This window comes from Acidovorax sp. 93 (genome assembly GCF_003633835.1).
Classification (GTDB): domain Bacteria; phylum Pseudomonadota; class Gammaproteobacteria; order Burkholderiales; family Burkholderiaceae_C; genus Acidovorax; species Acidovorax facilis.
Genome location: NZ_RBIT01000001.1, coordinates 3,010,075 through 3,035,226 on the forward strand (window position 1 = coordinate 3,010,075; position 25,152 = coordinate 3,035,226).

The 25,152-nt window shown below is 66.3% G+C and carries 19 protein-coding genes; 5 read left to right on the forward strand and 14 right to left on the reverse strand.

Annotation, left to right across the window (positions count from 1 at the left end; genetic code table 11):
- Nucleotides 1-44 precede the first annotated feature (44 nt).
- Together C8C93_RS13720 and C8C93_RS13725 are read right to left on the reverse strand one after the other, a co-directional pair.
- Nucleotides 45-2,180 (reverse strand): SulP family inorganic anion transporter, encoded by a 2,136-nt coding sequence (locus C8C93_RS13720; RefSeq protein ID WP_121507266.1) that lies wholly within the window; start codon nt 2,178-2,180, stop codon nt 45-47.
- 168 nt (nt 2,181-2,348) lie between these two features.
- Nucleotides 2,349-3,221, reverse strand: a complete 873-nt coding sequence (locus C8C93_RS13725; RefSeq protein ID WP_121422587.1) for a neutral zinc metallopeptidase — start codon at nt 3,219-3,221, stop codon at nt 2,349-2,351.
- 144 nt (nt 3,222-3,365) lie between these two features.
- Between C8C93_RS13725 and pcp the strand changes: the two genes are divergently transcribed.
- From pcp to C8C93_RS13740, 3 genes are all read left to right on the forward strand, one after another.
- On the forward strand, nt 3,366-4,043 hold the full coding sequence (pcp, locus tag C8C93_RS13730; protein WP_121507267.1) for a pyroglutamyl-peptidase I: 678 nt from the start codon (nt 3,366-3,368) through the stop codon (nt 4,041-4,043).
- A 66-nt stretch (nt 4,044-4,109) separates the two neighbouring features.
- Complete coding sequence (locus C8C93_RS13735) at nt 4,110-5,075, forward strand: delta(1)-pyrroline-2-carboxylate reductase family protein (protein ID WP_121507268.1); 966 nt, start codon at nt 4,110-4,112, stop codon at nt 5,073-5,075.
- On the forward strand, nt 5,072-6,769 hold the full coding sequence (locus C8C93_RS13740) for a diguanylate cyclase (RefSeq protein WP_121507269.1): 1,698 nt from the start codon (nt 5,072-5,074) through the stop codon (nt 6,767-6,769). Before C8C93_RS13735 ends, C8C93_RS13740 begins: the two co-directional genes overlap by 4 nt.
- 71 nt (nt 6,770-6,840) lie before the next feature.
- On the opposite strand, the gene C8C93_RS13745 is transcribed toward C8C93_RS13740, so the two are convergent.
- The 12 genes from C8C93_RS13745 to C8C93_RS13800 form a co-directional block, all read right to left on the reverse strand.
- Nucleotides 6,841-7,209, reverse strand: coding sequence for a hypothetical protein (locus tag C8C93_RS13745; RefSeq protein ID WP_055401424.1), 369 nt, complete (start codon nt 7,207-7,209; stop codon nt 6,841-6,843).
- 153 nt (nt 7,210-7,362) lie between these two features.
- Nucleotides 7,363-7,935, reverse strand: coding sequence for a dCTP deaminase (gene dcd / locus C8C93_RS13750; protein WP_055401412.1), 573 nt, complete (start codon nt 7,933-7,935; stop codon nt 7,363-7,365).
- 81 nt (nt 7,936-8,016) lie between these two features.
- Complete coding sequence (guaD, locus tag C8C93_RS13755; protein WP_121507270.1) at nt 8,017-9,315, reverse strand: guanine deaminase; 1,299 nt, start codon at nt 9,313-9,315, stop codon at nt 8,017-8,019.
- 112 nt (nt 9,316-9,427) lie between these two features.
- Nucleotides 9,428-10,528, reverse strand: coding sequence for a BMP family ABC transporter substrate-binding protein (locus C8C93_RS13760; protein WP_121507271.1), 1,101 nt, complete (start codon nt 10,526-10,528; stop codon nt 9,428-9,430).
- 179 nt (nt 10,529-10,707) lie between these two features.
- A complete protein-coding gene (locus tag C8C93_RS13765; RefSeq protein ID WP_121507272.1) occupies nt 10,708-12,282 on the reverse strand; it encodes a methyl-accepting chemotaxis protein in 1,575 nt (524 codons plus the stop codon).
- A 225-nt stretch (nt 12,283-12,507) separates the two neighbouring features.
- Nucleotides 12,508-13,560, reverse strand: a complete 1,053-nt coding sequence (locus C8C93_RS13770) for an adenosine deaminase (protein ID WP_121507273.1) — start codon at nt 13,558-13,560, stop codon at nt 12,508-12,510.
- On the reverse strand, nt 13,560-14,540 hold the full coding sequence (locus tag C8C93_RS13775; RefSeq protein ID WP_121507274.1) for an aromatic ring-hydroxylating dioxygenase subunit alpha: 981 nt from the start codon (nt 14,538-14,540) through the stop codon (nt 13,560-13,562). The genes C8C93_RS13770 and C8C93_RS13775 overlap by 1 nt, the downstream gene beginning before the upstream one ends.
- Nucleotides 14,541-14,699: 159 nt before the next feature.
- The gene (locus C8C93_RS13780; RefSeq protein WP_055401936.1) at nt 14,700-15,866 is read right to left on the reverse strand and encodes a BMP family ABC transporter substrate-binding protein; all 1,167 of its coding nucleotides are present in this window, start codon (nt 15,864-15,866) and stop codon (nt 14,700-14,702) included.
- Between the two features lie 110 nt (nt 15,867-15,976).
- On the reverse strand, nt 15,977-16,897 hold the full coding sequence (locus C8C93_RS13785; RefSeq protein ID WP_121507275.1) for an ABC transporter permease: 921 nt from the start codon (nt 16,895-16,897) through the stop codon (nt 15,977-15,979).
- Complete coding sequence (locus C8C93_RS13790; RefSeq protein ID WP_121507276.1) at nt 16,897-17,967, reverse strand: ABC transporter permease; 1,071 nt, start codon at nt 17,965-17,967, stop codon at nt 16,897-16,899. Before C8C93_RS13790 ends, C8C93_RS13785 begins: the two co-directional genes overlap by 1 nt.
- Complete coding sequence (locus C8C93_RS13795) at nt 17,960-19,555, reverse strand: ABC transporter ATP-binding protein (RefSeq protein ID WP_121507277.1); 1,596 nt, start codon at nt 19,553-19,555, stop codon at nt 17,960-17,962. The genes C8C93_RS13790 and C8C93_RS13795 overlap by 8 nt, the downstream gene beginning before the upstream one ends.
- Before the next feature lie 79 nt (nt 19,556-19,634).
- The gene (locus C8C93_RS13800; protein ID WP_121507278.1) at nt 19,635-20,567 is read right to left on the reverse strand and encodes a LysR family transcriptional regulator; all 933 of its coding nucleotides are present in this window, start codon (nt 20,565-20,567) and stop codon (nt 19,635-19,637) included.
- Nucleotides 20,568-20,671: 104 nt separating this feature from the next.
- Here C8C93_RS13800 and xdhA point away from each other — a divergent pair, with 104 nt between their 5' ends.
- Nucleotides 20,672-22,180: a xanthine dehydrogenase small subunit gene (xdhA, locus tag C8C93_RS13805; RefSeq protein WP_121507279.1), complete on the forward strand. Its 1,509-nt coding sequence runs from the start codon at nt 20,672-20,674 to the stop codon at nt 22,178-22,180.
- Nucleotides 22,177-24,609 (forward strand): xanthine dehydrogenase molybdopterin binding subunit, encoded by a 2,433-nt coding sequence (gene xdhB, locus C8C93_RS13810; RefSeq protein ID WP_121507280.1) that lies wholly within the window; start codon nt 22,177-22,179, stop codon nt 24,607-24,609. Before xdhA ends, xdhB begins: the two co-directional genes overlap by 4 nt.
- Nucleotides 24,610-25,152: the final 543 nt, after the last annotated feature.

Below are 25,152 nucleotides of genomic sequence, written 5' to 3' on the forward strand. Positions count from 1 at the left end.
TCAGCGCTTATCAATCAAGCGCTAGTGGCACTTTTTATTCAAAATTACTCCAACACCGCCCGCAATTGGCGTGTGGTCACCGCCAGACGCCTCGCCCCGATCTGGGCGAGGTTATTCATCACGGTGAGCGCTGCCTCGGGGTATTGCCGGGCCCAGGCATCAAAGTGCGCCCGCGACAGGCGCACCAGGTGCGCAGGCCCCCGCTCAGACCCCGCACAAGCGCTGCGCGCAGCGCCGTTGAGGAACGCCATCTCGCCAAACGCCATGCCCGGCCCGACCGTGGCCAAGCGCAGCCCCTTGTCGGGCGGCCACTGGGTCACCAGTGTGATGTGGCCCGACTTCACCACCAGCAGGTCGTGGTCGGTGTCTCCCGCGCTGAACACCACCCCGTGGGGCGGCACGGCCAGAGGCTCCAGCAAGGCCATCAGAGCATTGGCCGCCGCCCGGGGCACGCCCTCGCCAATCTCGCCCAGCAGATCCCTTTCGGGACGCGCGGGGCGTTGCTCAATGGGGCGCTGCGAGAGGATGCCGGCCTCGGCCCATTCCAAGGCGCGGTCCAGGTCGGCAAAGGCGCGTACCTGGTCGCCTGCATGTTCAGCGGCCACAGGATCGAGCGCGGCCACGGCAGCGGCAATGCCCTGCTGGCCCAGGTCGCGCACCAGCGCGCGCAGTTGCGCCAGTGCCGTGCTGTCCCAGGCGGGCACGCGGCCCGCATCCAGAATCACCCAGCGGTGGCGCGGCTGCAGCAGCAAACGCACCTGCTCGGCCAAGTGGGCCGCCACGCCGAACGACATCACGCCCTGCAGTTCAAACACAGCCACCTGGTTCATGCGCGGCGAGAGCCAGGTGTCCGAGCCCGCCCGGCGCAGCCGGCGTGAGCGCAGTTCGCCATCGAGCCGCACATGGCGCAGCACCTTGGCGGCGGAGTCGTGCAGCAACACAAAGGTGGCCACCACCAGACCCGCCACCAGAGCCCCCACGCCGCCCATCACGGCAAACACCAGCGCCACCAGCCAGCTCTGCGCCCAGGTCACCCGCGAGCGCTGCGCGTAGCGCAGCGACCACATGAGACCCGGCACCTGCATGAGCCCGGCCAGCACCAGCCCACCCGCCAGGCAGGCCATGGGCACCCAGTGCAGCCACCAGGCGCCCGTCACTGCCACGCCCAGCATGATGCCGGCATGCCAGCGCGGTGCGTCGCGGGAGGGGCCCGCCTGCGCCAGCACAATGCGCGAGCGCGATGCGCTGGTGGATGCAGGAATCATCCCGGCCAGCCCGCACAACACGCCCAACAGGCTCTCGCGGCGCAGGGTCAGATTGGCGTTGCCACGCAGACCGTGGTCCAGCTCCAGCTCCTGGTTGAACACTAGTATCTCCAGGCTGTTGACCAGCGCCATCAACAGCGCCAGCACCACCAGGTCCGACCCGTGCTGTTGCGCCAGCGCCATCCAGGGAACCCCCGTCCAGTCGGGCCACAGCGGGCCGGCAAACTGGCTGGGCTGCACGGCGGGGGCAAACACATCCCCCAGGCCACCACCCCACACCCCCGCCACCGCCACGGCCAGCGCCACCAGGACCACAGCCGACAGCAGCCCCGGCATGCGGGGCCAGCGCCAGCGCAACGCCCAGGCCACCCCCACCACGGCGAGCGCCGCCAGCAGGTGCCAGCCGGTGCGGACGTTCCACAGGGCGTCGCCCCCCGCGCCAAAGCCGTTGCGCACCTGGCCCACCACCATCGACAGCCCCACCCCGGCCGCAAAACCATGCGTCACCGAAACGGGCAGGAACCGCGCCACCGAGGCCAGCCGCAGCACCCCCAGCAACCACTGAAAAACAAACGCCAGCGCCACCGTGGCGCCGCTCACGGCCAGCACCTGGCGCGCACTCAGGCCCAGCGCAGGGGCCGCACCATGGGCGGTGGCCAGCACGGCCGCAAACAGCAGCGCCACTACCGTGGTGGGCGCGTAGACCACCCCGGAACGTGGCACCACCAGCGTGAGCAGCAAACCCGGCAGGGCCGCCGACCACAGCGCCAGCGCTGCGAGGGAATGGTCGGCCGCCAGGGGCGCAAAAGCCAGCAGGCCCAGGCCGGCGGCATGCGGCACCGTGACCGCCGCCGCCGACCACGCGGCGGCGATGCCCGGCGACCGGAGAGGCTGCAGGGACTCAGCAGGGGACATCTCAGTTCTCCATAGCGCCGTAGGTCACCCACACCCCAAAAAACCGGCGCGGCCCATGCCCGGGCAGCCGCGCAAGGGCCGCCCCGCCGCGCTGGCTGCGTCCCCCTGCCCGCAACGCGCAGTGTTGCGAGAGCGGGGGGAAGCCGCGAAGCGGCTCAGGGGGGTGTTTCAAAGACTCCGCGCCGCGAAGGTATCGCAGGCTTTGACGCTGCCATTCTGCAGCCCGTTGTGAAACCAGCGCTGCCGCTGAGCACTGGTGCCGTGGGTGAAGCTTTCGGGCACCACCGCCCCGCCGCTCGAGCGCTGCAGGGCGTCGTCACCGATCTTGGCCGCTGCGTTCATGGCCTCTTCCACATCGCCCTGCTCCAGAATCTGGCGCGCGTTCTGCGCATGGTGTGCCCACACCCCGGCAAAACAGTCGGCCTGCAGCTCCAGCCGGACCGAGAGCGCGTTGTACTCCGCCTTGCTCACGCGGCCACGCATCTGGTCCACCTTGCCGCTGATGCCCAGCTGGTTCTGCACATGGTGGCCTACCTCGTGGGCAATCACATACGCCTGGGCAAAATCGCCGGGCGCGCCCAGGCGGTTCTTGAGGGTTTCATAAAAGCCCAGGTCGATGTAGACCTTCTGGTCCGCCGGGCAATAGAACGGGCCCATCGCCGCCTGCCCGGTGCCGCAAGCCGTGGCCGTAGCGCCCCGAAACAGCACCAGGCGCGGCTCCTGGTAGGTGCCGCCACCCTGGCGGAACACGGCCTGCCACACGTCTTCGGTATCGGCCAGAACGGTCGATACAAAACGGGCCATGGTGTCGTCGGCCGGGGGGCGCTGGGCAGGCCCCTGCGACTGCACCTGCGCGGGCGGCCCACCGCCACTGAGCAGCCCCAGGATCGTCAGCGGATTGATGCCCAGCACCCACCCGCCCACCAGTGCGATGACGATGGTGCCGATGCCAATGCTGCGCCCTCCGAAAATCGGCGAGCCGCCGCCCCCACCGCGCCGGTCTTCCACATTGTCCGACTCGCGATTGCCTTCCCATTTCATGCCGTATCTCCAGCGCCCTCACCGTGCGGAGGGCATGGCGCATATTACGCGCGGTGCAGGAACCGGAGGGCCCAATTACGATGGCCTGCCTGTCGGCGCCCGCTGGCACGATTCCACCCTTCCACGCCCCACCCGAACCGCCCCATGCTCCACGACGCCTCGCACTACGCCCCCATCGGCGACAAGGTGATTCTGATCACAGGCTTTGACCCCTTTGGCGGCGACAGCCTCAACCCCAGCTGGCTGGTGGCCCAGGCGCTGGACGGGCAGCGCATCGCGGGCCACCGCGTGGTGGCGGCGCAACTGCCCACCGTCTTTCGCGAATCGATGCAACAGCTGCGGGCGCTGGCCACGGCCCACCGGCCCGCGCTGACCGTCTGCCTGGGCCAGGCAGGAGGGCGCAGCGCGCTGTCGCTGGAGCGGGTGGGCATCAATATCAACGACGCCCGCATTCCCGACAACGTGGGCGCCCAGCCCATCGACACGCCGGTGGTGCCCGGCGGGCCTGCCGCCTACTTTGCAAGCCTGCCACTCAAGGCCATGCTGCGCTCCGTACAGCAGGCTGGCGTGCCCTGCGAGGTTTCACAAACAGCGGGCACCTTTGTCTGCAACCATGTGCTGTACGGACTGATGCACATGCTGCAGGCACAAGGCGTTGGCCCTGCGGGCGCCCGGGGCGGATTTGTGCACGTGCCCTGGCTGCCCGGGCAAGGCACACCCTCCCTGGCACTGCGGGACATGGTGCGCGGCATCCACGCAGCCCTGTGGGCCGCTGTGCTTCACCAGAGCGACATAGCGCTCGGGGCGGGTGCCACGCACTGAAATCATGGCCTTGGACTGGGGACTTGCCCGCTCCCCGGCTCCGCCCTCGCTGTGTAAAGTCGGCGCATGTCCTTCACCTCCCTCTCCCCGGCCCCCGGCACGCTGGACGCAGCAGCCACAGCGGCGTGTCTGCCATGGGACGCGCTGGCCACCGAGATTGCGGCCCTCTTGCGGGACAGCACCGTCTCGGTGCCTGCCCGCACGGTGCTGCCACTGCCCCAGGGCGGCAGCCTGTTTGTCATGCCTGCCACCGACAGCCGCGTGGCGATGGCCAAGCTCATCACGCTGACCCCTGCCAACACGGGCACCGGCCGCCCCGCGATCCAGGGCGACGTCGTGGTGTTTGACGTGACCACGGGCGAACGCCGCCTGGTGCTGGACGGCCCCACCATCACTGCACGGCGCACAGCGGCGGTGTCGCTGCTGGCTGCACAGCATCTGGCGCCGCAGCCACGGGGACCTCTGCTCATCGTCGGTGCGGGCGTGCAGGGCCTGGCCCACCTGGAAGCCTTTGTGCAGGGCCTGGGGGTGCGTGATGTGTGGGTGGCCTCGCGCAGTGCCGCCAGCGCCGAGGCCCTGGTCCTGCGCGCCCAGGCGCTGGGCGCCCAGGCACGCACGGTGGCCGATGCAGACGCTGCGGTGCCCCATTGCCCGCTGATTGCCGTGTGCACCCCGGCGCACAGCGTGGCGCTGAGCGCGCCACCACGCCCCGACGCCTTTGTGGCAGCGGTGGGAGCCTTCACCCCGGCCATGGCAGAACTGGCCCCCGCCTTCTGCCGCCATGTGGCCGCACACGGGCATATCGTGGTGGACAGTGAAGACGCACGCCACGAGGCGGGCGATCTGCTGCAGGCGGGCCTCGACGTGGGCATGCTGCCCACACTGCGGGAAGCTCTGCAACGCCTGCGCGCTCCGTCCGCAGGGCCGGTGCTGTTCAAGAGCTGCGGCTGGGCTGGCTGGGACCTGGCTGCGGCCCGCCTGGCGATGCGCCTGGACACAGAGGGCGCACCACCCTCGCAGGCCACGCCATGAGCCTGCTCCGGTTCTCGGACCACAGCCTGCGCTCGCAGATCGCGCTGGTGTTCGGTACGTTGGTGGTGGGCCTGGCGGTGCTGCTGTCACTGGGATTTGGCGAACTGCTCAAGCTGCGCATCGAGCGCGATGCCGGGACTGCCCTGCAGGTCATTGCCGAAAATGCAGGCAAGCTGCTGGCCAACGGCCTGCAGGAGCGCAGCCGCGAGGCCGAGGTCCTGGCGGCCGCCGAGGCCGTCTGGACCAAAGGGCTCGACAGTGCCGAAGCCCACCACATGCTGGCACGCAGTCAGGCCACCCACCCCCACAGCGCCTGGATCGGTGTGGCCGATGCCCAGGGCGTGGTGCGCGCCGCCACGGGCGGACTGCTGGTGGGCCAGAGCGTCGCAGAGCGCCCGTGGTTCAAGGAAGGCCTGCAAACACTGCACGTGGGAGATGTCCACCCGGCCAAGCTGCTGGAGCAGCTGCTGGCCCCGCCGCCTTCGGGCGAGCCCTACCGGTTTGTGGATTTTGCGGCGCCCATTCGCCTGGGCCCGACCACCATCGGCGTGGTGGGTATCCACGGCAGCTGGGAATGGACCCATGAGGTCATGGAAAGCCTGACCCCGGTACGTACGGACGACAAGGCGGTAGAACTATTCGTCTTCGACCGCAAAGGCGAGCTTATCTACGCCCCTGGGGGCCAGACCCGGGCCCTGCAAGTAGCCGGGCAGCGCCTGCCCGTCGAGGCCAACAACCCGGTGGCGTCTGACCGCGCCGCAGGCCGGGCCGTCGTGGCGAGGTGGCTGGATGGCCGCAGCTACCTCACGGCCACCGCACCGATGCAGGCACGCAACAGCATCAGCGACCTCGGCTGGCGCATTGTCGCCCGCGAACCCGTGGAACTGGCCTTCGCCGAGGCCCACCGCACCGTGCAACTGGCACTGGCCATCGGGCTCGGCGCCGCGCTTTTGGCCTCGGTGCTGGCGTGGCTGGCGGCACGCCGCCTGAGCGATGACCTGTACGCGCTGGCCGATGCCGCCAGCGCCGTGGAGGCCGACAAGCCCGGCACCCGCATTCCCCAGGCCCACAGCAGCCGGGAAGTGAGCAAGCTTTCAGGCGCACTGGGCCGCATGACGCACCGGCTTCTGACAGCCCACGAAGCCATGGAGGAAAAAGTGCGCCTGCGCACGCTGGAGCTGGAGGCTGCCAACCGCGCCCTGGACCTGCAGGCCCGCACCGATGCTCTGACGGGCCTGCTCAACCGCCGGGGTTTTGAAACGCAGATGGCGTTTGCCCTGGCGCTGGCGCGGCGCAGCGGCCGGCCGTTGAGCCTGATCACAGTCGACGTGGACCATTTCAAGCGCGTGAACGACACTTATGGACACGAAACCGGCGACGAAGTCCTGCGCCGGCTGGCCCGCACGCTGGAAATGCGCCTGCGCAACTCGGATGTGATCGCACGGCTGGGGGGTGAAGAGTTTGTGGTGCTGCTGCCCGACACCGACCTTCTGGGGGCCCAAGCCATCGCCCAGGCCCTGGTCGAAGCCATGGCCGAACAACACGACCCGGTCGTGGGCCGCATCACCGTGAGCGCGGGTGTGGCCAGCATGCGCGGCCTGCAGGACAACGGCCTCGATATCCTGCGCCGGGGCGATGCGGCGCTTTATGAAGCCAAGGGCCAGGGGCGCAACAGGGTCTGCGTGGAGGCATGACCACAGTCCATGAACAGCGGTCAGCGCACAGCAAGGCCAGCGGCGTGCAAGAAACCCGCCAGTAACCTGTTCTAAACCTCGCTGATCTCGGCCACCACGGCGCAGCCCTGGGGCGCGGCAACATCAAAATAGGCTTGCAGCCGCAAGGCCAGCGCATTCAGGCTGTGGTCCTGAATGGCCCGCGCCACGGCCAGCTGTTCGAGCGCGTAGGGCCGGTGCCCCAGCATCATGGCGGTATTCACACAGTGGCCCGTGGCGGCCATCTTCAGAACGAAAGCGTTGAGAAGCTCGCAGGGCCAATAGTGGGCGTGGGACACGGCTGCCGGGCGCAATGCGCCGTGGTCCGAGGCCAAGTCGCCTGTGGCACCTGCAGGGTCATGTAGAGAAAGCGCAGCACCCCGGGCCTTGGCGGGTGTGGTCATCGCAGCAAAGGTCAGCATGGTGGACTCCGTGACCACCGGAGGGCCCGGCGGCATGACACCATGCTAAGAACCTTACCTGCGCTTGCATTTCAGCCAATGGGCACTGGCGCTGTAGGACGCAGCCCCTGCGAACACGTTCCAGCGCATGCCGAAGGTCCCGCGGACGGGAGGTCAGGCCTTGGGCAGCGTCACGCCGACCTGCCCCTGGTACTTGCCGCCCCGGTCACGGTAGCTGACCTCACACACATCGTCCTTGTCGCTCTCGAAGAACAGCACCTGCGCGCAGCCCTCGCCCGCGTAGATGCGTGCGGGCAGCGGCGTGGTGTTGGAGAACTCCAGCGTCACATAGCCTTCCCACTCGGGCTCGAACGGGGTCACGTTGACGATGATGCCGCAGCGTGCATAGGTGCTTTTGCCCAGGCAGATGGTGAGCACGTTGCGTGGAATGCGGAAGTACTCCATCGTGCGCGCCAGCGCAAAGCTGTTGGGCGGGATGATGCAGCTGTCACCCTCGAAATCCACAAAGCTCTTCTCGTCGAAATTCTTCGGGTCCACCACCGTGCTGTGGATATTGGTGAACACCTTGAATTCGGGTGCGCAGCGGATGTCGTAGCCGTAGCTGCTGGTGCCGTAGCTGATGATCTTGCGGCCCTCCACCTCGCGCACCTGGCCCGGCTCGAAGGGTTCGATCATTCCGTGCTCGGCCGCCATGCGGCGGATCCACTTGTCGCTCTTGATGCTCATGGCTGAATTTCCTGCGCTGTGGCCCTGGCCGTCGGCAAACAGCCGGGCGCTATTAAATATGTAGCTATTAGCGCTTGATGATCAAGCGCTGGGGCCGTATTTTGCTTGAGAAATCACGGTTTGCTCCACCACACGGTCATCGCCGAGCACGATCAGCGCAAACAAAAGCTCATCCAGGCTGCGCGCCTGGCAGGTCTTGCGCTCCAGCAGAGGCGTAGCCCGAGGGTTGAGCACCACAAAGTCGGCCTCGCAGCCCGGCTGCAAATTGCCCACCTCACCCGCCAGACCCAGCGCCTTGGCCGCCCCGGCCGTGTGTTGCCACCACAGCTGCTGCGGCGACAGGCTCAGCCCCTGCTTGGTCTGGCCCTCACGCCCCACGTAATACGCCGCCAGCATGGTGTGGAACGGGCTAAAGCTGGTACCCCCGCCCACATCGCTGGCCAGGCCGTAGCCAAAGCCCACGCGGTCGGCGCTGGCGTAGTCAAAAAAGCCACTGCCCAGAAAGAGGTTGCTGGTGGGGCTGACCGCCGCCACCGCACCGGTGTCGCGCATCAGCGCGCGGTCGTCATCGTCAAAGTGGATGCAGTGCGCATACACCGCGCGTTCGCGCATCAGGCCAAAGTCGTCGTACACGCCCAGGTAGCTGCGTGCGGCGGGGAACAGCTCGCGCGCCCAGCGGATCTCGTCGCGGTTCTCGGCCACGTGGGACTGAATCCAAACATCGGGGTAGCGCGCAGCCAGCTCGCCCGCGCCGCGCAGTTGTTCATGGGTACTGGTGGGCGCAAAACGCGGGGTGATGGCATAGCCCAGGCGGTCCACGCCGTGCCAGCGCTGGATCAGCGCCTCGGTGTCGATGAGGCTTTGTTCGGTATCGTCGCGCACGCCATCGGGCGAGTGGCGGTCCTGCAGCACCTTGCCAGTGATCAGGCGCATGTGCTGGCGTTGCCCCTCGGTGAACAAGGCATCCACCGAGGCGGGGTGCGAGGTAGCAAACGCCAGCGCCGTAGTCACGCCATGGCGCAGCAGCTCGGCCACAAAGAACTCTGCCACCTGCGCGCTGTAGTCGGATGCGACAAAGCGCGATTCATGGGGAAAGGTGTAGTTCTCCAGCCAGGGCAGCAGACCATCCGCGGGTGAGCCAATCACGTCGGTCTGCGGAAAGTGGATGTGCATGTCCACAAACCCAGGGGCCAGGATGCGACCCGGCAGGTGCGTGACGGGCTCGTGGGCATACTGGTGCGACAGCGCCTGCCAGGCGCCGGCTGCCAGCACCCGCTGGCGGCCCTGGGCATCCGGGCCAATGGCCAGCAGGCCATCTTCGTCATAGAGGGCGCGGCCATCGTCGGCAAATCGCAAAAGGGCGGAACGGTAAACAGGCATGGCGGCAAGCTTAGCGGCAGGGGGCGCCGTTTGTATATGCAGCACCCCATAGTGGCTATGGGGTTGGGGGAGCACCGACAGGTGATAACGACGGGCGATATGCCTTGCAGGATCAGCGGGACACCTTGCCCACGACACCTTCCACCAGCCAGTTCATCTGCAGGATCTGAGCATCCGACAGCGCTTGGCCCGCAGCAATGCGCTCCTGCCCTTCGTTGTCGCGTACCGGTGCCTTGCCCGCACGGAAGGGGTGCAGCTTGCCCGCGCCCACGGCCTTTTGCGCATTCAGGACCTCCTGCTGCACGGCGGCAGGCACCTTGGGGCCAAAGTCGCCAACGCGGATCATGCCCTCGCGCACACCGCCCCACAGGTTGGCACTCTTCCAGGTACCGTTCTGCACGGCGCGCACGCGCTCGGTGTAGTAACTGCCCCACTGGTGCGTCACGGCCACGATCTGGGCGTCAGGCCCGGTCTTGCGCATGTCGGAGTGGTAGGCCACGGCCATCTTGCCGCGCTCTTGCGCGGCGGCCATCACGGCGGTGGAACCCGTGTGGAACGCAATCACGTCCACGTCCTGGTTGAACAGCGCCATGGCCGCATCACGCTCCTTGGGTGGGTCGAACCACACATTGAGCCACACCACCTTCACCGCGGCCTGCGGGTTGACCGAGCGCATGCCCAATGTGAAGGCGTTGATGCCCTGGAGCACCTCCGGGATGGGGAAGCCCGCCACAAAACCGGCCACGCCGGTCTTGCTCATGCGGCCCGCTGCAATACCGGCGAGGTAACGCCCCTCGTAGTAGCGCGCGTTGGCAGCGGCCACATTGGGCGTGGTCTTGTAGCCCGTGATGGACTCGAACTTCACGTGTGGATAGTCCTGCGCCACCTTGAGCGTGGGCTCCATGTAGCCAAAGCTGGGGGTGAAGATGATCTGGTGGCCCGTGGCCGCCAGATCACGGATCACGCGTTCGGCATCGGCGCCTTCGGCCACGTTCTCGACAAAGGTGGTCTTCACCTGATTGCCCAGCGCGGCCTCGACGGCCTTGCGGCCTTCGTCATGCTGGCGCGTCCAGCCTGCCTCGGTGATGGGCGAGACATAGACAAAACCGGCTCTGACAGGCTCGGCCGTACTGCCCTTGGCGGGCGTGGTCTGGGAAAAAACGGGAGAGAAAAAACAGGCGGCCACGAGCGTGGCTGCGAGGTTTTTGTACATGGTGTTCCTCTACATGGCCCTGATGGAATGGACCGGAAGCACCGCAGGACGACGGTACCACCGGGAAGGTCAGACTGTGCGAAAACTACATGAAGCGATGTTGCAAAGACTGCCGGAAAAAAAGCGCTTTCAAGCACGGGCGGGGCGCTGCGGCAGCGCGCAGAGCCCCGTGAGCAATTTCAGCTCAGCCGCAGCGCCTGCGGGCCTGCGCCCAGGCGGAAGGCACCCACCACCTCGGCCAGGCGCGACGCCTGGTCCTTCAGGCTCTCGGCGGCGGCGGTGGACTCTTCCACCAGGGCGGCATTTTGCTGGGTCATCTGGTCCAGCTGGGTCACCGCCACATTCACCTGGCCAATGCCCTGGCTCTGTTCCGAAGCGGCTGCGCTGATCTCGCCAATGATGTCGGTCACGCGGCGCACGGAGCTCACGATCTCGCCCATGGTGGTGCCGGCGTTCTGCACCAGGGCAGCACCCGACTCGACCTTCTCCACCGACACGCCGATCAGTGTCTTGATCTCCTTGGCCGCCTGGGCCGAGCGCTGGGCCAGTGAGCGCACTTCGCTGGCCACCACGGCAAAGCCACGGCCCTGCTCGCCCGCACGGGCGGCTTCCACGGCGGCGTTGAGGGCCAGGATATTGGTCTGGAACGCAATGCCGTCGATGGTGCCGATGATGTCGGCGATCTTCTTGCTGCTGGTGTTGATCTCGTCCATGGTGGTCACCACCTGTGCCACCACATCGCCACCGCGCTGGGCCACCTGCGCCGCCGACACGGCCAGCTGGTTGGCCTGCACGGCCGAATCGGCGCTCTGGCGCACGGTGCTGGTCAGCTCTTCCATCGAACTGGCGGTCTCCTGCAGGCTGCTGGCTGTCTGCTCGGTGCGCGCGCTCAGGTCCTGGTTGCCGATGGCGATCTGGGTGCTGGCGGTGGAGATACTGTCCACCACACCCCGCACTTGCTGCAGCGAACGGTGCAGAGCGCTGCGCATGGCATCCAGGGCGCGCAGCAGGTGGCCGGTTTCGTCATTGGCGTAGCTCGCCTGGGGGGCACCCGTCAGGTCCATGTTGGCAATGGTCTCTGCAATGGCCTCTGCCTTGCGCAGCGGGCGCGTGATGCTGGTGGTCAGCAGCCAGGCCAGCAAAGCGCCCAGCAGCAGCGACACCCCGGTGCAGATCTGCAGCAGCAGCGTGGTCTGGGCACGCAGCTCTTCGCTGCGCTTGCCGGCAGCATCGAGCTCGGCACGTTGGCCATCCACCATCTGCTGCACACCCGCCAGGTAGCTGCGGGAGGTGGGCTCAAACCGCTCGGTGAAAACCTTGTTGGCGTTCTCGGCATCGCCCGCCTGCTTGAACTTGCTCACTTCCTCGCGGGCCGCCAGGTAGTCCTTGCGCAAGTCTCCCACCTTGGCAAAAAGCTGCTTCTTCTCCGGCGTGTCCATCTTGGACTCGATGAATTTCTGCAGCTCGTTGGTATCGCGGATCGACGCGGCCGTGGCGGGCGCGAAGTAGGGGATCAGGCTGGCATCACTGCTCTTGGCAATGGCTGCCGCGCGCTGCACGCCCGATGTGGTGTGGCGCAGCCAGTCCGAGCCAGCGCGCTCGGTCTTGATGTTGTCGTTGACCATGGCGTCGATCTCTTTGCCCAACTGGCTGAGCTTGACCACGGCCACCACGCTGCTGGCAAAAAACAGCGCCAGGATGAGGCCGAGCACCAGGGTCAGGCGCTTGCCAATGGAGATTTGACTGAGAAACATGGAAGGCTCCAAAAAAGGGGGCAACACGGCACCCGAGCACTCCGCAAGGGAGCGCTGGGTAAGGGCCATGGTGGTGGATCACCCCGTGGGCCTGGGCCGGACGCAATTCGAACGAATACTTACTATTTTAAGGGTTTACCCACGCCGCCGCCCTGCCGCGCGGGCGACAGCGCACCAACCCGCCGATTCGCACTGGCAATCCGCGCTATGCCCGCCGCACACAGCTCAGTAGTCGTGCTCCACACACCGCTCAAAGGTTTCCTTGAGCTTGTGCTCCCACACACGCTTGTCGGCATTGCTGGCAAAACTCGCCTCAAAGCTGTTGAACGCCAATTGGTAGGCGTGTTTCGCCGTGAGGCCCGTGGCGGCAAACACCTGGGTGAAGTTCTCGTTCATGTAGCCGCCAAAGTAAGCGGGATCGTCCGAGTTGACCGTGGCGGCCAGCCCGGCGTCGAGCAGCTTGCCCAGGTTGTGGTCCGCCAGGTTGGGAAACACGCACAGCTTCTGGTTGGACAGGGGGCACACCGTGAGCGCAATACGGTCCTGCGCCAGGCGCTGCATCAGTGCCGCGTCGTGCACCGCCTGGACCCCGTGGTCGATGCGCTCGACCTTGAGCACATCGAGCGCGCTCCAGATGTAGGCAGGAGGGCCCTCCTCGCCTGCATGGGCCACCAGGTGCAGGCCCAGTTCGCGGCAGCGGGCGAACACGCGGGCAAACTTTTCGGGCGGGTGGCCCAGTTCGCTGGAATCCAGCCCTACGCCAACGATCTTGTCGAGCAGGGGCATCGCCTGCTCCAGGGTCTCGAACGCGGACTCCTCACTAAGGTGGCGCAGGAAACACAGGATGAGCGTGGCACTGATGCCCAGCTCCCTGCGTGCATCTTCACAGGCCCGGTACAGGCCGTTGATGACCGTCTCCATGGCAACGCCGCGTGCGGTGTGGGTCTGCGGGTCGAAGAAGATTTCGGCGTGCAGCACGTTGTCGCGCGCTGCTCGCCCCAGGTAGGCGCGCGCCATGTCATAAAAGTCCTGCTCGTGCAGCAGCACGCTGGCACCCGCGTAGTAGATGTCCAGAAAACTTTGCAGGTTGGTGAACGCGTAGGCGCTGCGCAGTGCCTCCACACTGGCATAGGGCAAGGTCAATTCGTTGCGCTGCGCCAGTGCAAAGATCAGCTCAGGCTCCAGGGAGCCCTCGATATGGATATGCAGCTCGGCCTTGGGCATGGCGCGCAGCAGCGTGGGCAGGCGCTCGGCGGAAATGGGGGGCACTTTAAACATCAGCAGACTCCAAAGGTGATGCCGCTCTGGCGCAAGAAGCGGCGGTAGGCAGATGATGCCTTGTCGGCGGCGGTATGCAACTCCGCCCGCAGGTCCAGCGGCAGACACTGTGGCGTCTGCGACTCCAGCACGGGCTGGTCTTGCGTGAAGATGGTGTGCTGAAAGGCCTGCAGCTTCTCATCGGGCGAATCGAAATCTGCCACGGCCAGGCGAAACCACACGCGGCTGCGCACCGGGGTGATCGGGCAGATGAACAGCGCAATGGACTCCCGCCAGCCATCCACGGCCGTGGTGCCCGCCTCGGGCACCTTGGTCAGCACAGCCGCGTAGGGTGCCGTGACTTCGTAGGTGTACTCCACCTGGGCCGGGGCGGTGGAGTGCAGGTTGGACTGGGGTTGCCAGGCCTTGCAGCCGGTGGCCAGCAAGCCAGTGGGTGTGGCCTCAACGCGGTAGTCATCAATGGCAGGGACGTCGCGGCTGCCCAGCCAGCCTTCGTGCACAAAACCAAAGTGCGACATGTCGAGAAAATTCTCGATGATGCGCGGCGCACTGGCCGCCACATCGTACGGCCCGCAGTTGAGCTTGCGCAACCGCGCGTCGCCTTCGGCCACAAACGCGGGGAGCGCTGCACAGCCCTGCTCCATGCGCACCCAAATCAGGCCATAGGCCTCCCGCGCCTCAAAGGTCCGTGCGCAGTGCCCGGGCGGCGGAACAAACGCGGGTAGCGCTGGCACGTGGGTGCAGCGGCCGCCCGCCGCAAACTGCCAGCCGTGGTACGGGCACTCCAGTTGTCCTTGCGGTGTCACGCGGCCCAGCGACAGCTGGGCTCCACGGTGCGGACACTGGTCGGCAAAAGCTTGCACCGCACCCGCCGCGTCGCGCCACACCACCACCGGTTGTTCCAGAAGCCGCACGGCAACAGGGGCCTGCGCCACATTGCCCACCAAGGCCACCGGATGCCACAAGCTTGATTCGACCATCTGCCAGTACCTCTAAGAGCCTGTTTACGATCTCCCAGGCGACCGCTGCGAGATCGTAAACAGGCTCTAAAACCAAAACAGAAATGAAAAAGGGCCACCCGCAGGCGGCCCCCTCACTGTATGCAGCAAGCCGTCAGGCCCGCTGACCAACCCATGGACTTACTTCTTCTCGCCGCCGGGGATCTTGCCTTCCACGCCCTTGACGTAGAAGTTCACACCGCCCAGAAACTTGTCATCAGCCACCGTGTCTTTGGCCAGCACTTCCTTGCCATCCTGACCCACGATCGGGCCCTTCCAGATCTGGAACGACCCGTCGGCCAGGCCCTTCTTCACGGCTTCGACCTTGGCCTTGGTGTCGGCAGGCACGTCTTCGGCAATGGAGACGATGTCGATGGCGCCTTCCTTCACGCCCCACCAGCTCTGGCCCGTGGCCCACTGGCCTTCCAGCGCGTCCTTGGTGGCCTTGATGTAGTACGGGCCCCAGTTGATGACGGCCGAAGCCAGGTGGGCCTTGGGACCGTAGGCGGTCATGTCGCTGTCCCAACCGAAGGCGCGCTTGCCCTTCTCTTGTGCGGTCTTGAGCACAGCAGGCGAATCGGTGTTCTGGAACAACACGTCCGCGCCACCGTTGATCAGGCTGGTGGCGGCTTCGGTTTCCTTGGGTGGGCTGAACCATTCGTTCACCCAGACCACCTTGGTCTTGATCTTGGGGTTGACCGACTGCGCACCCAGCGTGAAGCTGTTGATGTTGCGGATCACTTCAGGAATCGGCACCGAGCCCACCACGCCCAGCGTGTTGGACTTGGTCATGGCACCGGCAATGATGCCCGCCATGTACGCGCCTTCGTAGGTGCGGCTGTCGTAGGTGCGCATGTTTTCGGCCGTCTTGTAGCCGGTGGCATGCTCGAACTTCACGCCCTTGTTGTCTTCCGCGACCTTGAGCATGGACTCCATGTAGCCGAAGGTCGTGCCGAAAATCAGCTTGTTGCCCTGGCCGGCCAGGTCACGCAGCACGCGCTCGGCGTCGGCGGACTCGGGCACGCTTTCCACAAAGCTCGTCACGACCTTGTCGCCGAATTCCTTCTCGATGGCCTTGCGGCCGTTGTCGTGGGCGAACGACCAGCCACCATCGCCCACCGGGCCGACGTAGGCAAACGCGATCTTCAGAGGCTCGGGCTTGGGCGCCGGTGCTTCTGCCACGGGAGCCGGTGCGGGCGCGGGGGCCGGTGCCGGTTCTTCCTTCTTGCCACAGCCCACGAGGGCGGCAGCGGCCACGGCGGAGAGCGCTGCCACCTTGAGCATGGAGCGTTTCTGCAGATCAGTCATGTCGGTTTCCTTATTGAAGAAGTAAGACTTGCAAAGGTTGAGGGACGAAAACACTAATTATGGGGCGATCTACCACCGGGTAACCAGCAATTCTTGGGACCAGTGCTTGTTCACGAACCCGGATAAAACGGCTTGCCGAGCGATGCCGGCATGTTGATGCGGATCCACGCCGGATTGCGCGAGATCAGCGCCAGCACCACGATGGTCGCCACATAGGGCAGCATGCTCAGCAACTGGCTGGCCACCTGCACGCCCGTGGCCTGCAAATGGAACTGCAGCATGGTCACGCCGCCAAACAAATAAGCACCAAGCAACACCCGTGCCGGGCGCCACGTGGCAAAGGTGGTCAGCGCCAGCGCGATCCAGCCGCGCCCGGCCACCATACCCTCCACCCACAGCGGGGTGTAAACGGTAGAGATGTACGCGCCGGCCAGCCCGCACAGCGAGCCACCGGCCACCACGGCGGCCAAGCGAATACGGCGCACGGGGTAGCCCAGCGCATGGGCCGACTCGGGCGACTCGCCCACCGAGCGCAGCACCAGCCCGGCGCGCGTGCGGTACAGGAACCAGATCAGCCCCGCCACCAGCAGCATGGTGAGATACACCAGCGGGTGCTGCCGGAACAGCGCAGGGCCGAGCAGCGGCACATCGCCCAGCACCGGGATCACGTATTTGGGCAGCTCTGGCAGCTTGGCCTGGACGTAGCTGATGCCCGCAAAGGCCGAAAAACCCACGCCGAACAGGCTGAGCGCCAGCCCCGTGGCGTACTGGTTGGTGTTGAGCCAGATCACCAGCACACCAAAGATGGCCGCCAGCAGCGCGCCAGCGGCCATGCCCGCCGCAAACCCCAGCCAGGTGTTGCCCGTGTGCACCACGGTGGCAAACCCTGCAATGGCGGCGCAGAGCATCATGCCCTCGGCGCCCAGGTTGACGATGCCAGCTTTTTCATTGATCAAGAGGCCCAGGGCCGCGATGGCTAGAACGGTGCCCGCGCTCAGCGTGGCGCCGATCAGGAGTGCATAGGATTCCATTACTTGCCTCCCTTCGCGGCCACCCAGCGGATGCGGTAGGCGATCAAGGTGTCACAGGCCAGCAGCGTAAACAGCAGCAGGCCCTGGAACACGCCCGTGAGCGACTTGGGCAGGCCCATGCGCGACTGCGCCAGCTCGCCGCCGATGTAGAACATGCTCATGAGAATGGCCGACAAAATCATGCCCACCGGGTGCAGCCGCCCCACAAACGCCACGATGATGGCCGCAAAGCCGTAGCCTGCGGGCACATACGGCGTGAGCTGGCCAATGGGCCCGGCCACCTCCAGCGCGCCCGCCAGGCCCGCCGCACCGCCTGAGATCAGCAGCGCCGTCCACAGTGCCTTGCGCGACGAGAAGCCCGCATAGCGCGCCGCTGCAGGGGCCAGTCCGCCCACCTGCTGGGCAAAACCGGCACGTGTGCGGAACAGAAACACCCACAACGCTGCAGCACCCGCCAGCGCCAGCAGCAGCCCGATGGACACGCGCGAGCCCTGCATCAGGCGCGGGATCTGCGTCACTTTCTCGAACGTCTTGGTCTGCGGAAAGTTGTAGCCCATCGGGTCTTTCCATGGGCCATAGACCAGATAGCCCAGCACCAGCGTGGCCACATAGACCAGCATCAGGCTCACCAGGATTTCATTGGCGTTGAACTTGTCGCGCAGCAGCGCCGTGAGCCCCGCCCACACCATGCCGCCCAGCACCCCGGCGAGCAGGATGGCGGGCACGATCCAGGGGCCGGTGGTCTTGTCGGCCAGCAGCGCCACGCCGCCCGCCACCACGGCACCGATCACGAACTGGCCCTCGGCACCGATGTTCCACACGTTGGAGCGAAAACACACGGCCAGCCCCAGCGCAATCAATAACAGCGGCGTGGCCTTGACCATGAGTTCACCCACGGCATACGGCGTCTTGACCGGCTCCCAGAAGAAGACCTGCAACCCGCGCACCGGGTCTTTGCCCAGCGCCACGAACAAGGCCACACCAATCAACACCGTGACGGCCAGCGCCAGCAGCGGCGAGCCATAGGTCCACCAGCCAGACGCCTGGGGACGGGGTTCCAGCTTAAGCATGCTGCACCTCCCCAGCCCGGGCTTGTTGCTGCTGCTGGGCCAGGTGGGCCTGCACGTCGGCATGCCACAGGCCGCTCATCCATTCGCCAATGCGCTCTACCGTGGCCTCGGCGCGCGGCACGGAGGGCGACAAATGCCCCTTGGCCACCACATGCAGCCGGTCGCAGATTTCAAACAATTCGTCCAGCTCCTCACTGACCACCAGCACCGCGCAGCCTGCGTCACGCAGCGCCAATATCGACCCGCGAATCTGCGCCGCAGCGCCCACGTCCACCCCCCAGGTGGGTTGCGAGACGATGAGCAGTTTCGGGTTGGCGTCGATCTCGCGCCCCACGATGAACTTTTGCAGGTTGCCGCCCGACAGCGACTTGGCCGCTGCGTGGGGGCCACCGGCCTTGACGTTGAAGCGCTGGATGATGGCCTCGGCATGTTTTTGCAACGCCCCCACCTTGATCCAGCCACTGCCGCTGACCGAATTGGTACGCGTGAGCAGCAGGTTGTGCGCCAGGCCCATGGTGGGCACGGCGCCGCGCCCCAGGCGCTCTTCGGGCACAAAGTGCAGGCCCAGCGCGCGGCGCTGGTTGGGCGCCATGCGGCCTGCGTTCTGGCCCGACACCTGAATGCTGGCGGGCTCAGCGCGCTGGTCTTCGCCCGACAGGGCATAGAGCAATTCTTTCTGGCCATTGCCCGACACGCCCGCAATGCCCACCACCTCACCGGCCTTCACCTCGAACTGCAGGTCGATCAAGTCCACCCCAAACTGGTCGGCGCGCGGCAGCGACAGGCCCTGCACGCGCAGCACCGTGGCGCCGGTCTGTACGACACGGTGCTCCAGCGCGGGCGGCTCGGCGCCAATCATCAGGCGCGACAGGGAGGCATTGGATTCCTCCGCCGGGTTGCACACGCCCGTCACCTTGCCGCCGCGCAGCACGGTGCAGGCGGTGCACAGCGCGCGAATTTCGTGCAGCTTGTGGCTGATGTAGAGGATGCTGCAGCCTTCCGAAGCCAGCTTGCGCAGCACCACAAAAAGCTTTTCGACCGCCTGGGGCGTGAGCACCGAGGTGGGCTCGTCCAGGATCAGCACCTTGGGGTTGGTGAGCAGCGCACGGATGATCTCCACCCGCTGCATCTCGCCCACGCTCAGGGTGTGCACGGGGCGCAGGGGGTCGATGTCAAGGCCGTATTCGGTGGCCTTGGCGGTGATGCGGCCGGTCACTTCGGCCAGCGTCAGGCTCTTGTCCAGGCCCAACCATACGTTCTCGGCCACCGTGAGGGTGTCGAACAGGCTGAAATGCTGGAACACCATGGCGATGCCCAGGGCCCGCGCTTCTTGCGGGTTGCGCACCTGCACGGCCTGGCCGTTGAAGAACACGCTGCCTTCATCGGGCTTGACCGAGCCGTAGATGATTTTCATCAGCGTGGACTTGCCCGCGCCGTTTTCGCCCAGCACGGCGTGGATTTCACCCGGCAGCACCGTGAGCGACACGCCGCTGTTGGCCACCACGGCCGGGTAGCGCTTGGTGATGCCCACCAGCTGCAGCCGTGGCGGCGCCGCACCAGGCGCTGAAGGATTGGGGGGAGAACTCATGCGGGGATTGTCTCTCAGTTTTACAACTTGTTATAAGAATGAAAATACCTCATGGCGCTTGTTCAGCATGCTCAAGCAGCTATTCTTTTCGTAGCGAAGCAGCCACGGTTTTCACGCAATCTCGCAGCCAGGCGGCCGCCGCCGAGTGGTGCGTGCGGGCGTGCCACAGCTGGTAGTACATGAGCCGAGGAAACGGCACCGGGCACGGCAATATAGCCAGCGGAAGTTGCTCCACATACCGCTCGCAGTACTGGCGGCCGGTGGTCAGCACAAGCAAGCTCGATGCCACGATGCTGGGGATGAGGCTGAAATGTGCGCAGCGCGCCGTGATGTGGCGCTGCATGCCCAGGCTGTCCAGGTGGGCGTCGATCACGCCGCGCGCGCCGGGGTGGGTGGGCGTGGGCGCGATGTGTTCGGCGGCCAGCCAGTTTTCCACGTCCCAGCCGCGCCGCACGGCGGGGTGGGCTTTGCCGACCAGGCAGACCACTTCGTCACCAAACAGGCGGCCCATGTGCAGGTCGTCCGGCGGCTGGGGCCAGTTGCCGATCACCACGTCCACCTCGCCCTGCGCCAGGTGCGCGTGATAGTGCGTGTCGGCCGACAGGGGCAGGATCTCGATGGGGCACAAAGGGGCCTCGACCTTGATGCGGGCCACGAGCTGGGGTAGAAAAAGGGGGTCGAGGTAATCGCTGGCGGCCACGCGGAAGGTGCGGGTGGCTGTGCGCGGGTCAAACCCGCGTGCGTCTGAAAACAGCGCCTCGGCCGAGCGCAGGATCGCGCCCGCAGGCTCCACCATGCGCAGCGCAGCATCGGTGGGCATCATGCTGGCGCCCGAGCGCACGAGCAGCGGGTCGCCCGCCAGGTCGCGCAGCCTTTTCAACGCAGCCGACACCGCCGGCTGGTGCATGCCCAGGCGGACGGCGGCCCTCGATACGCTGCGTTCTGTGAGCACGGTGTGCAAGACCCTTATGAGATGGAGGTCTATCTTGTCGAAAAGGGCGTGGTCTCTCATAGCGGTGTGGGCATGGGTGCCATAAGCTTGCGCATATGCCGGTAACGGTACTGCGTTCTACCCTCTGCTGAACCTTTCCATCCAAGATCGAAGTGGCGTTTGTCATGACAACAAGACCCTTGCAATTCCTGCGCCGAGGCCAGCCCGTGGCGCTGGGCAATGTACCACCCGACCGCACCTTGCTGGAGGTGCTGCGCGAAGACCTGGGCTGCACCGGCACCAAGGAAGGCTGCGGCGAAGGCGACTGCGGCGCCTGCACCGTGGTGCTGGGAGAGGCGCGGAACGGCAAGCTGCACTACAGCGCGGTGAACAGCTGCATCCGCTTGGCGCATTCGGTGGATGGCATGGCGCTGTGGACGGTGGAGGACCTGGCGGAAGACCCACTGATCCAGCCAGCGGGCGATGCCGCAACGGCTCCTGGTCAAACCATCACGCTCCATCCAGCACAAGAAGCCATGGTGCAGTGCCACGGCTCGCAATGCGGCTTTTGTACCCCCGGCTTCGTGATGAGCCTCTTTGGCATGTACCAAAACCATGTGTGCCATGGCCAACCCATCACCCGCGAGCTGGCGCAGGAAGAACTCTCGGGCAACCTGTGCCGCTGCACCGGCTACCGCCCCATCCTGGACGCCGCACAGCAGATGGCCGCCCTGCCAGCGATGGCGGTGAACGAGCCGCTTTTGCTACAAAAATTAGAGCTGCTCGCGCTTGACCATCAAGCGCCAGATGCCAATTCTTCTTATATTTCACCCACCACGCTGCCCGACCTGCTGGCCTCACGCGCCGCGCACCCTGCGGCGCAGGTCGTGGCAGGCTGCACCGATGTGGGCCTGTGGGTGACCAAGCAGCACAAACAGTACGCGCAGATTCTGGATGTGACTCGCGCGGCAGAGCTGCAGCAGATCCAGCAGGACGCACACCACATCACCATAGGCGCCGCCGTCACGCTGACCGACGCCTTTGCGGCACTGACCGCGCAGTGGCCACAGCTGCACAGCTTTGCCACGCGCTTTGCGGGCCTGCCCGTGCGCAACTCGGGCACGCTGGGGGGCAACGTGGCCAACGGCTCGCCCATTGGCGACTCGATGCCGCTCTTGATTGCACTGCGCGCCCAGGTGGTGCTGGCCAGCGTGCGCGGCGAACGCGCCATGGCGCTGGAAGACCTGTACACCGGCTACCGGCAGAACGTGATGGCGCCCGACGAACTGCTGGCACGCATCGTGGTGCCCAGGCCGGGTGTCACGGAAGTGCTTCGGGCCTACAAGATTTCCAAGCGCTTCGACGACGATATTTCTGCCGTCTGCCTTGTCATCAACCTGGACATCGAAGCCGACGTGGTGCGCCGCGCCAGCATCGGCGCGGGCGGTGTGGCTGCCACACCAGCCCGCGCGCGCCAGACCGAAGCCGCGCTGACCGGCCAGCCCTGGAATGCCGACACCATCGCCCGCACTGCGCAAGCGCTGCAAGGCGAGTTCAACCCCATCTCTGACATGCGCGCCAGCGGCACCTACCGCCGCACGGTGCTGGCCAGCCTGCTGCAGCGCTTCTGGCTGGAGAGCCAGGGCGAAGAGGCCGTGAGCGTGGAGAACTTCCGACTGGAGGCTGCGGTATGAACCAGCGCGAATCTCTCCCCACGGACCTCCCGGTGAGCCGCGACGCCGTGGACGACCCGGTGGCTGCCACCGCCGACGCCCACGCCGCCGAGCCCCAAGCCCCGCAGCAGACCAGCGCACCCGCCAGTCCCCGCGCCATGGGCCAGTCGCACTTCCATGAAAGCGCGCGCGCCCAGGTGGCCGGTGCCGCCCACTACATCGACGACCTGCCGGAGGTGAAGGGCACGTTGTACGCAGCGCCCATCCTCTCCACGGTGGCGCATGGCACCTTGAACGGCGTGGATGCCAGCGCCGCCCTGGCCCTGCCCGGCGTGCGCGGCGTGGTGCTGGCGCAAGACGTTCCCGGCGACAAGTTGCTGGCCGCCTTTGCGCACGACGAGCCCGTTTTTGCAGTCGACACCGTGCAGCACATCGGCCAGGTCATCGGCCTGGTGGTGGCCGACTCGGTGATGCAGGCGCGGCGTGCGGTGCGTGCCGTGAAGCTCGACATCGCCCCACTGCCCGCCGTGCTTTCCGTGCACGAGGCACTGAAAGCCGAAAGCTACGTGCTGCCCCCCGTGTTAGTGCGCCGGGGTGACGTCGCCACGGGCCTTTCCCAATCGGCGCACCGCCTGCAAGGCGCGTTCGAGGTGGGCGGGCAAGAGCACTTCTATCTGGAAGGCCAGATCGCCTACGCGCTGCCGCTGGAGCAAAAGCAGTGGTGGATCTACTCCAGCACCCAGCACCCCGGCGAGGTGCAGCACTGGGTGGCGCATGCACTGGGCATTGACAACCACGCCGTGAAGGTGGAATGCCGCCGCATGGGCGGGGGATTTGGCGGCAAGGAAACGCAGGCCGGCCACCTGGCCGTGTGGGCCGCCGTGGCTGCCAATAAGTTCGGCCGCGCCGTCAAGCTGCGGCTGGACCGCGACGAGGACTTCATGGTCACCGGCAAGCGCCACCCGTTTGCGTACGAGTACGACGTGGGTTTTGACGACACCGGCCGCATCACGGGCCTGAAGCTTCAGATGGCCGCCAACTGCGGTTTCAGCGCCGACCTGTCCGGCCCCGTGGCCGACCGGGCCGTGTTCCATGCCGACAACGCGTACTACCTGAGCGATGTGGAAATCGCCTCCTACCGCTGCAAGACGAATACGCAGAGCCACACGGCGTTTCGCGGCTTCGGCGGACCGCAGGGCGTGATCGTGATCGAGGCCATCCTGGGCGACATCGCCCGCGCGCTGGGTCGCGATGCGCAGGACGTGCGGATGGTCAATCTGTACGGCAAGGATGCAGCGGATGGCCGCAACGTCACGCACTACCAGATGACGGTGGAGGACAACATCCTCCACGCGCTGATGCCCCAGCTGGAGCGCGATGCCAACTACCGCCAGCGCCAGACCGCCATCGCTGCGTGGAACGCCACAAGCCCGGTGCTCAAGCGCGGCCTGGCCATCACGCCCGTCAAGTTCGGCATCAGCTTCACCGCCACGCTGTTCAACCAGGCGGGCGCGCTGGTGCATGTGTACACCGACGGCAGCGTGCAGGTGAACCACGGCGGCACCGAAATGGGCCAGGGCCTGCACACCAAGGTGGCGCAGATCGTGGCCGACGAGCTGGGTGTGCCGCTGCACCGCGTGCTGGTCACGGCCAGCGACACCAGCAAGGTGCCCAACGCCAGCGCCACGGCCGCCAGCAGCGGCACCGACCTGAACGGCCGCGCGGCGCAGTTCGCAGCCCGCAATGTGCGGGACAACCTGGCCTCGTTCGTGTGCGGGCTCGATGGCTGCGGTGCGGGTGCCATTCGCTTCGAGGGCGGCCAGGTGATCTCGCCCAAGAAGGTGCGCCCGTTCGACGATGTGGTGAAGGAGGCGTACGCCAACCGCATCCAGCTGTGGAGCGATGGCTTTTACCGCACGCCAAAGATCCACTACGACAAGGCCACGCTCACGGGCCGGCCGTTCTACTACTTCAGCTACGGCGCTGCCTGCTCCGAGGTGGTCATCGACACGCTGACCGGGGAAAGCCGCGTGGCGCGCGTGGACATCCTGCACGACGTGGGCCACAGCATCAACCCGGCCATCGACATCGGGCAGATCGAAGGCGGTTTTGTGCAGGGTATGGGCTGGCTGACCACGGAGCAACTGGTGTGGAACGACAAAGGGTATCTGGCCACGCACGCGCCGAGCACCTACAAGATCCCGGCGACGGGGGACATCCCCCAACACTTCAAGGTGGAACTGTGGCCCGAGGCCAACCGGGAAGACAACGTGGGAGGCAGCAAGGCGGTGGGCGAGCCGCCGTTCATGCTGGCGATCAGTGTGTACGAGGCTCTGCGCAATGCGGTGGCTGCAGGACGTGAGGGGCAGGACGCTAAGGAGCCCGTGGTGTTGATGGCACCGGCGACTGCGGAGAATGTGTTGCGCGCCTTGGGTAAATTGGGCGCGTGAAGGGCTTGCCTCCCGACCGCTTCACCGCACGATCCGTTCGGGCTGAGTTGGTCGAAGCCAGGGCAGGCACGCTCGCTAAGCTGGCCGCATGCCTGGTTGAAGGGCGGAGGCCGGGGTGTGCGCCCGGCGGCGCTGTAACTTTCTCTTGCCTCGCCAAGAGAAAGTCACCAAAGAAAAGGCGACCCTACACGCTGCGTCCCTTCGCTTCACTGCGGGCAACCTGCGGTGCTCGCGTCCAGCGGGGTCTCGCTCGAACTCGCTCCACTGCGTTGCGCTCAGACAATCGCGAGCCCTGATCCGCTGGCCGCTGCGCTCCTCGGCGCATCCTGAAGGGAACCCAGGGTTCGGACATCCACACGGGCCATTGCTTCGCTCGGCCTAGGCTGCGCAGCGCGTGGCGCTTGCGCCCGCGAGGTGAGGCCGAGCGAAGCAAAGGCCCGTGTGGCTATTCGGATGTTGGATGTTCGGGTGCCCAACCCCCTGCTGGCTGCGCCTGCGGCGGGGCGGTTGCGGGGTGGCATGGGCGTCGGAGCGCCCATGCTT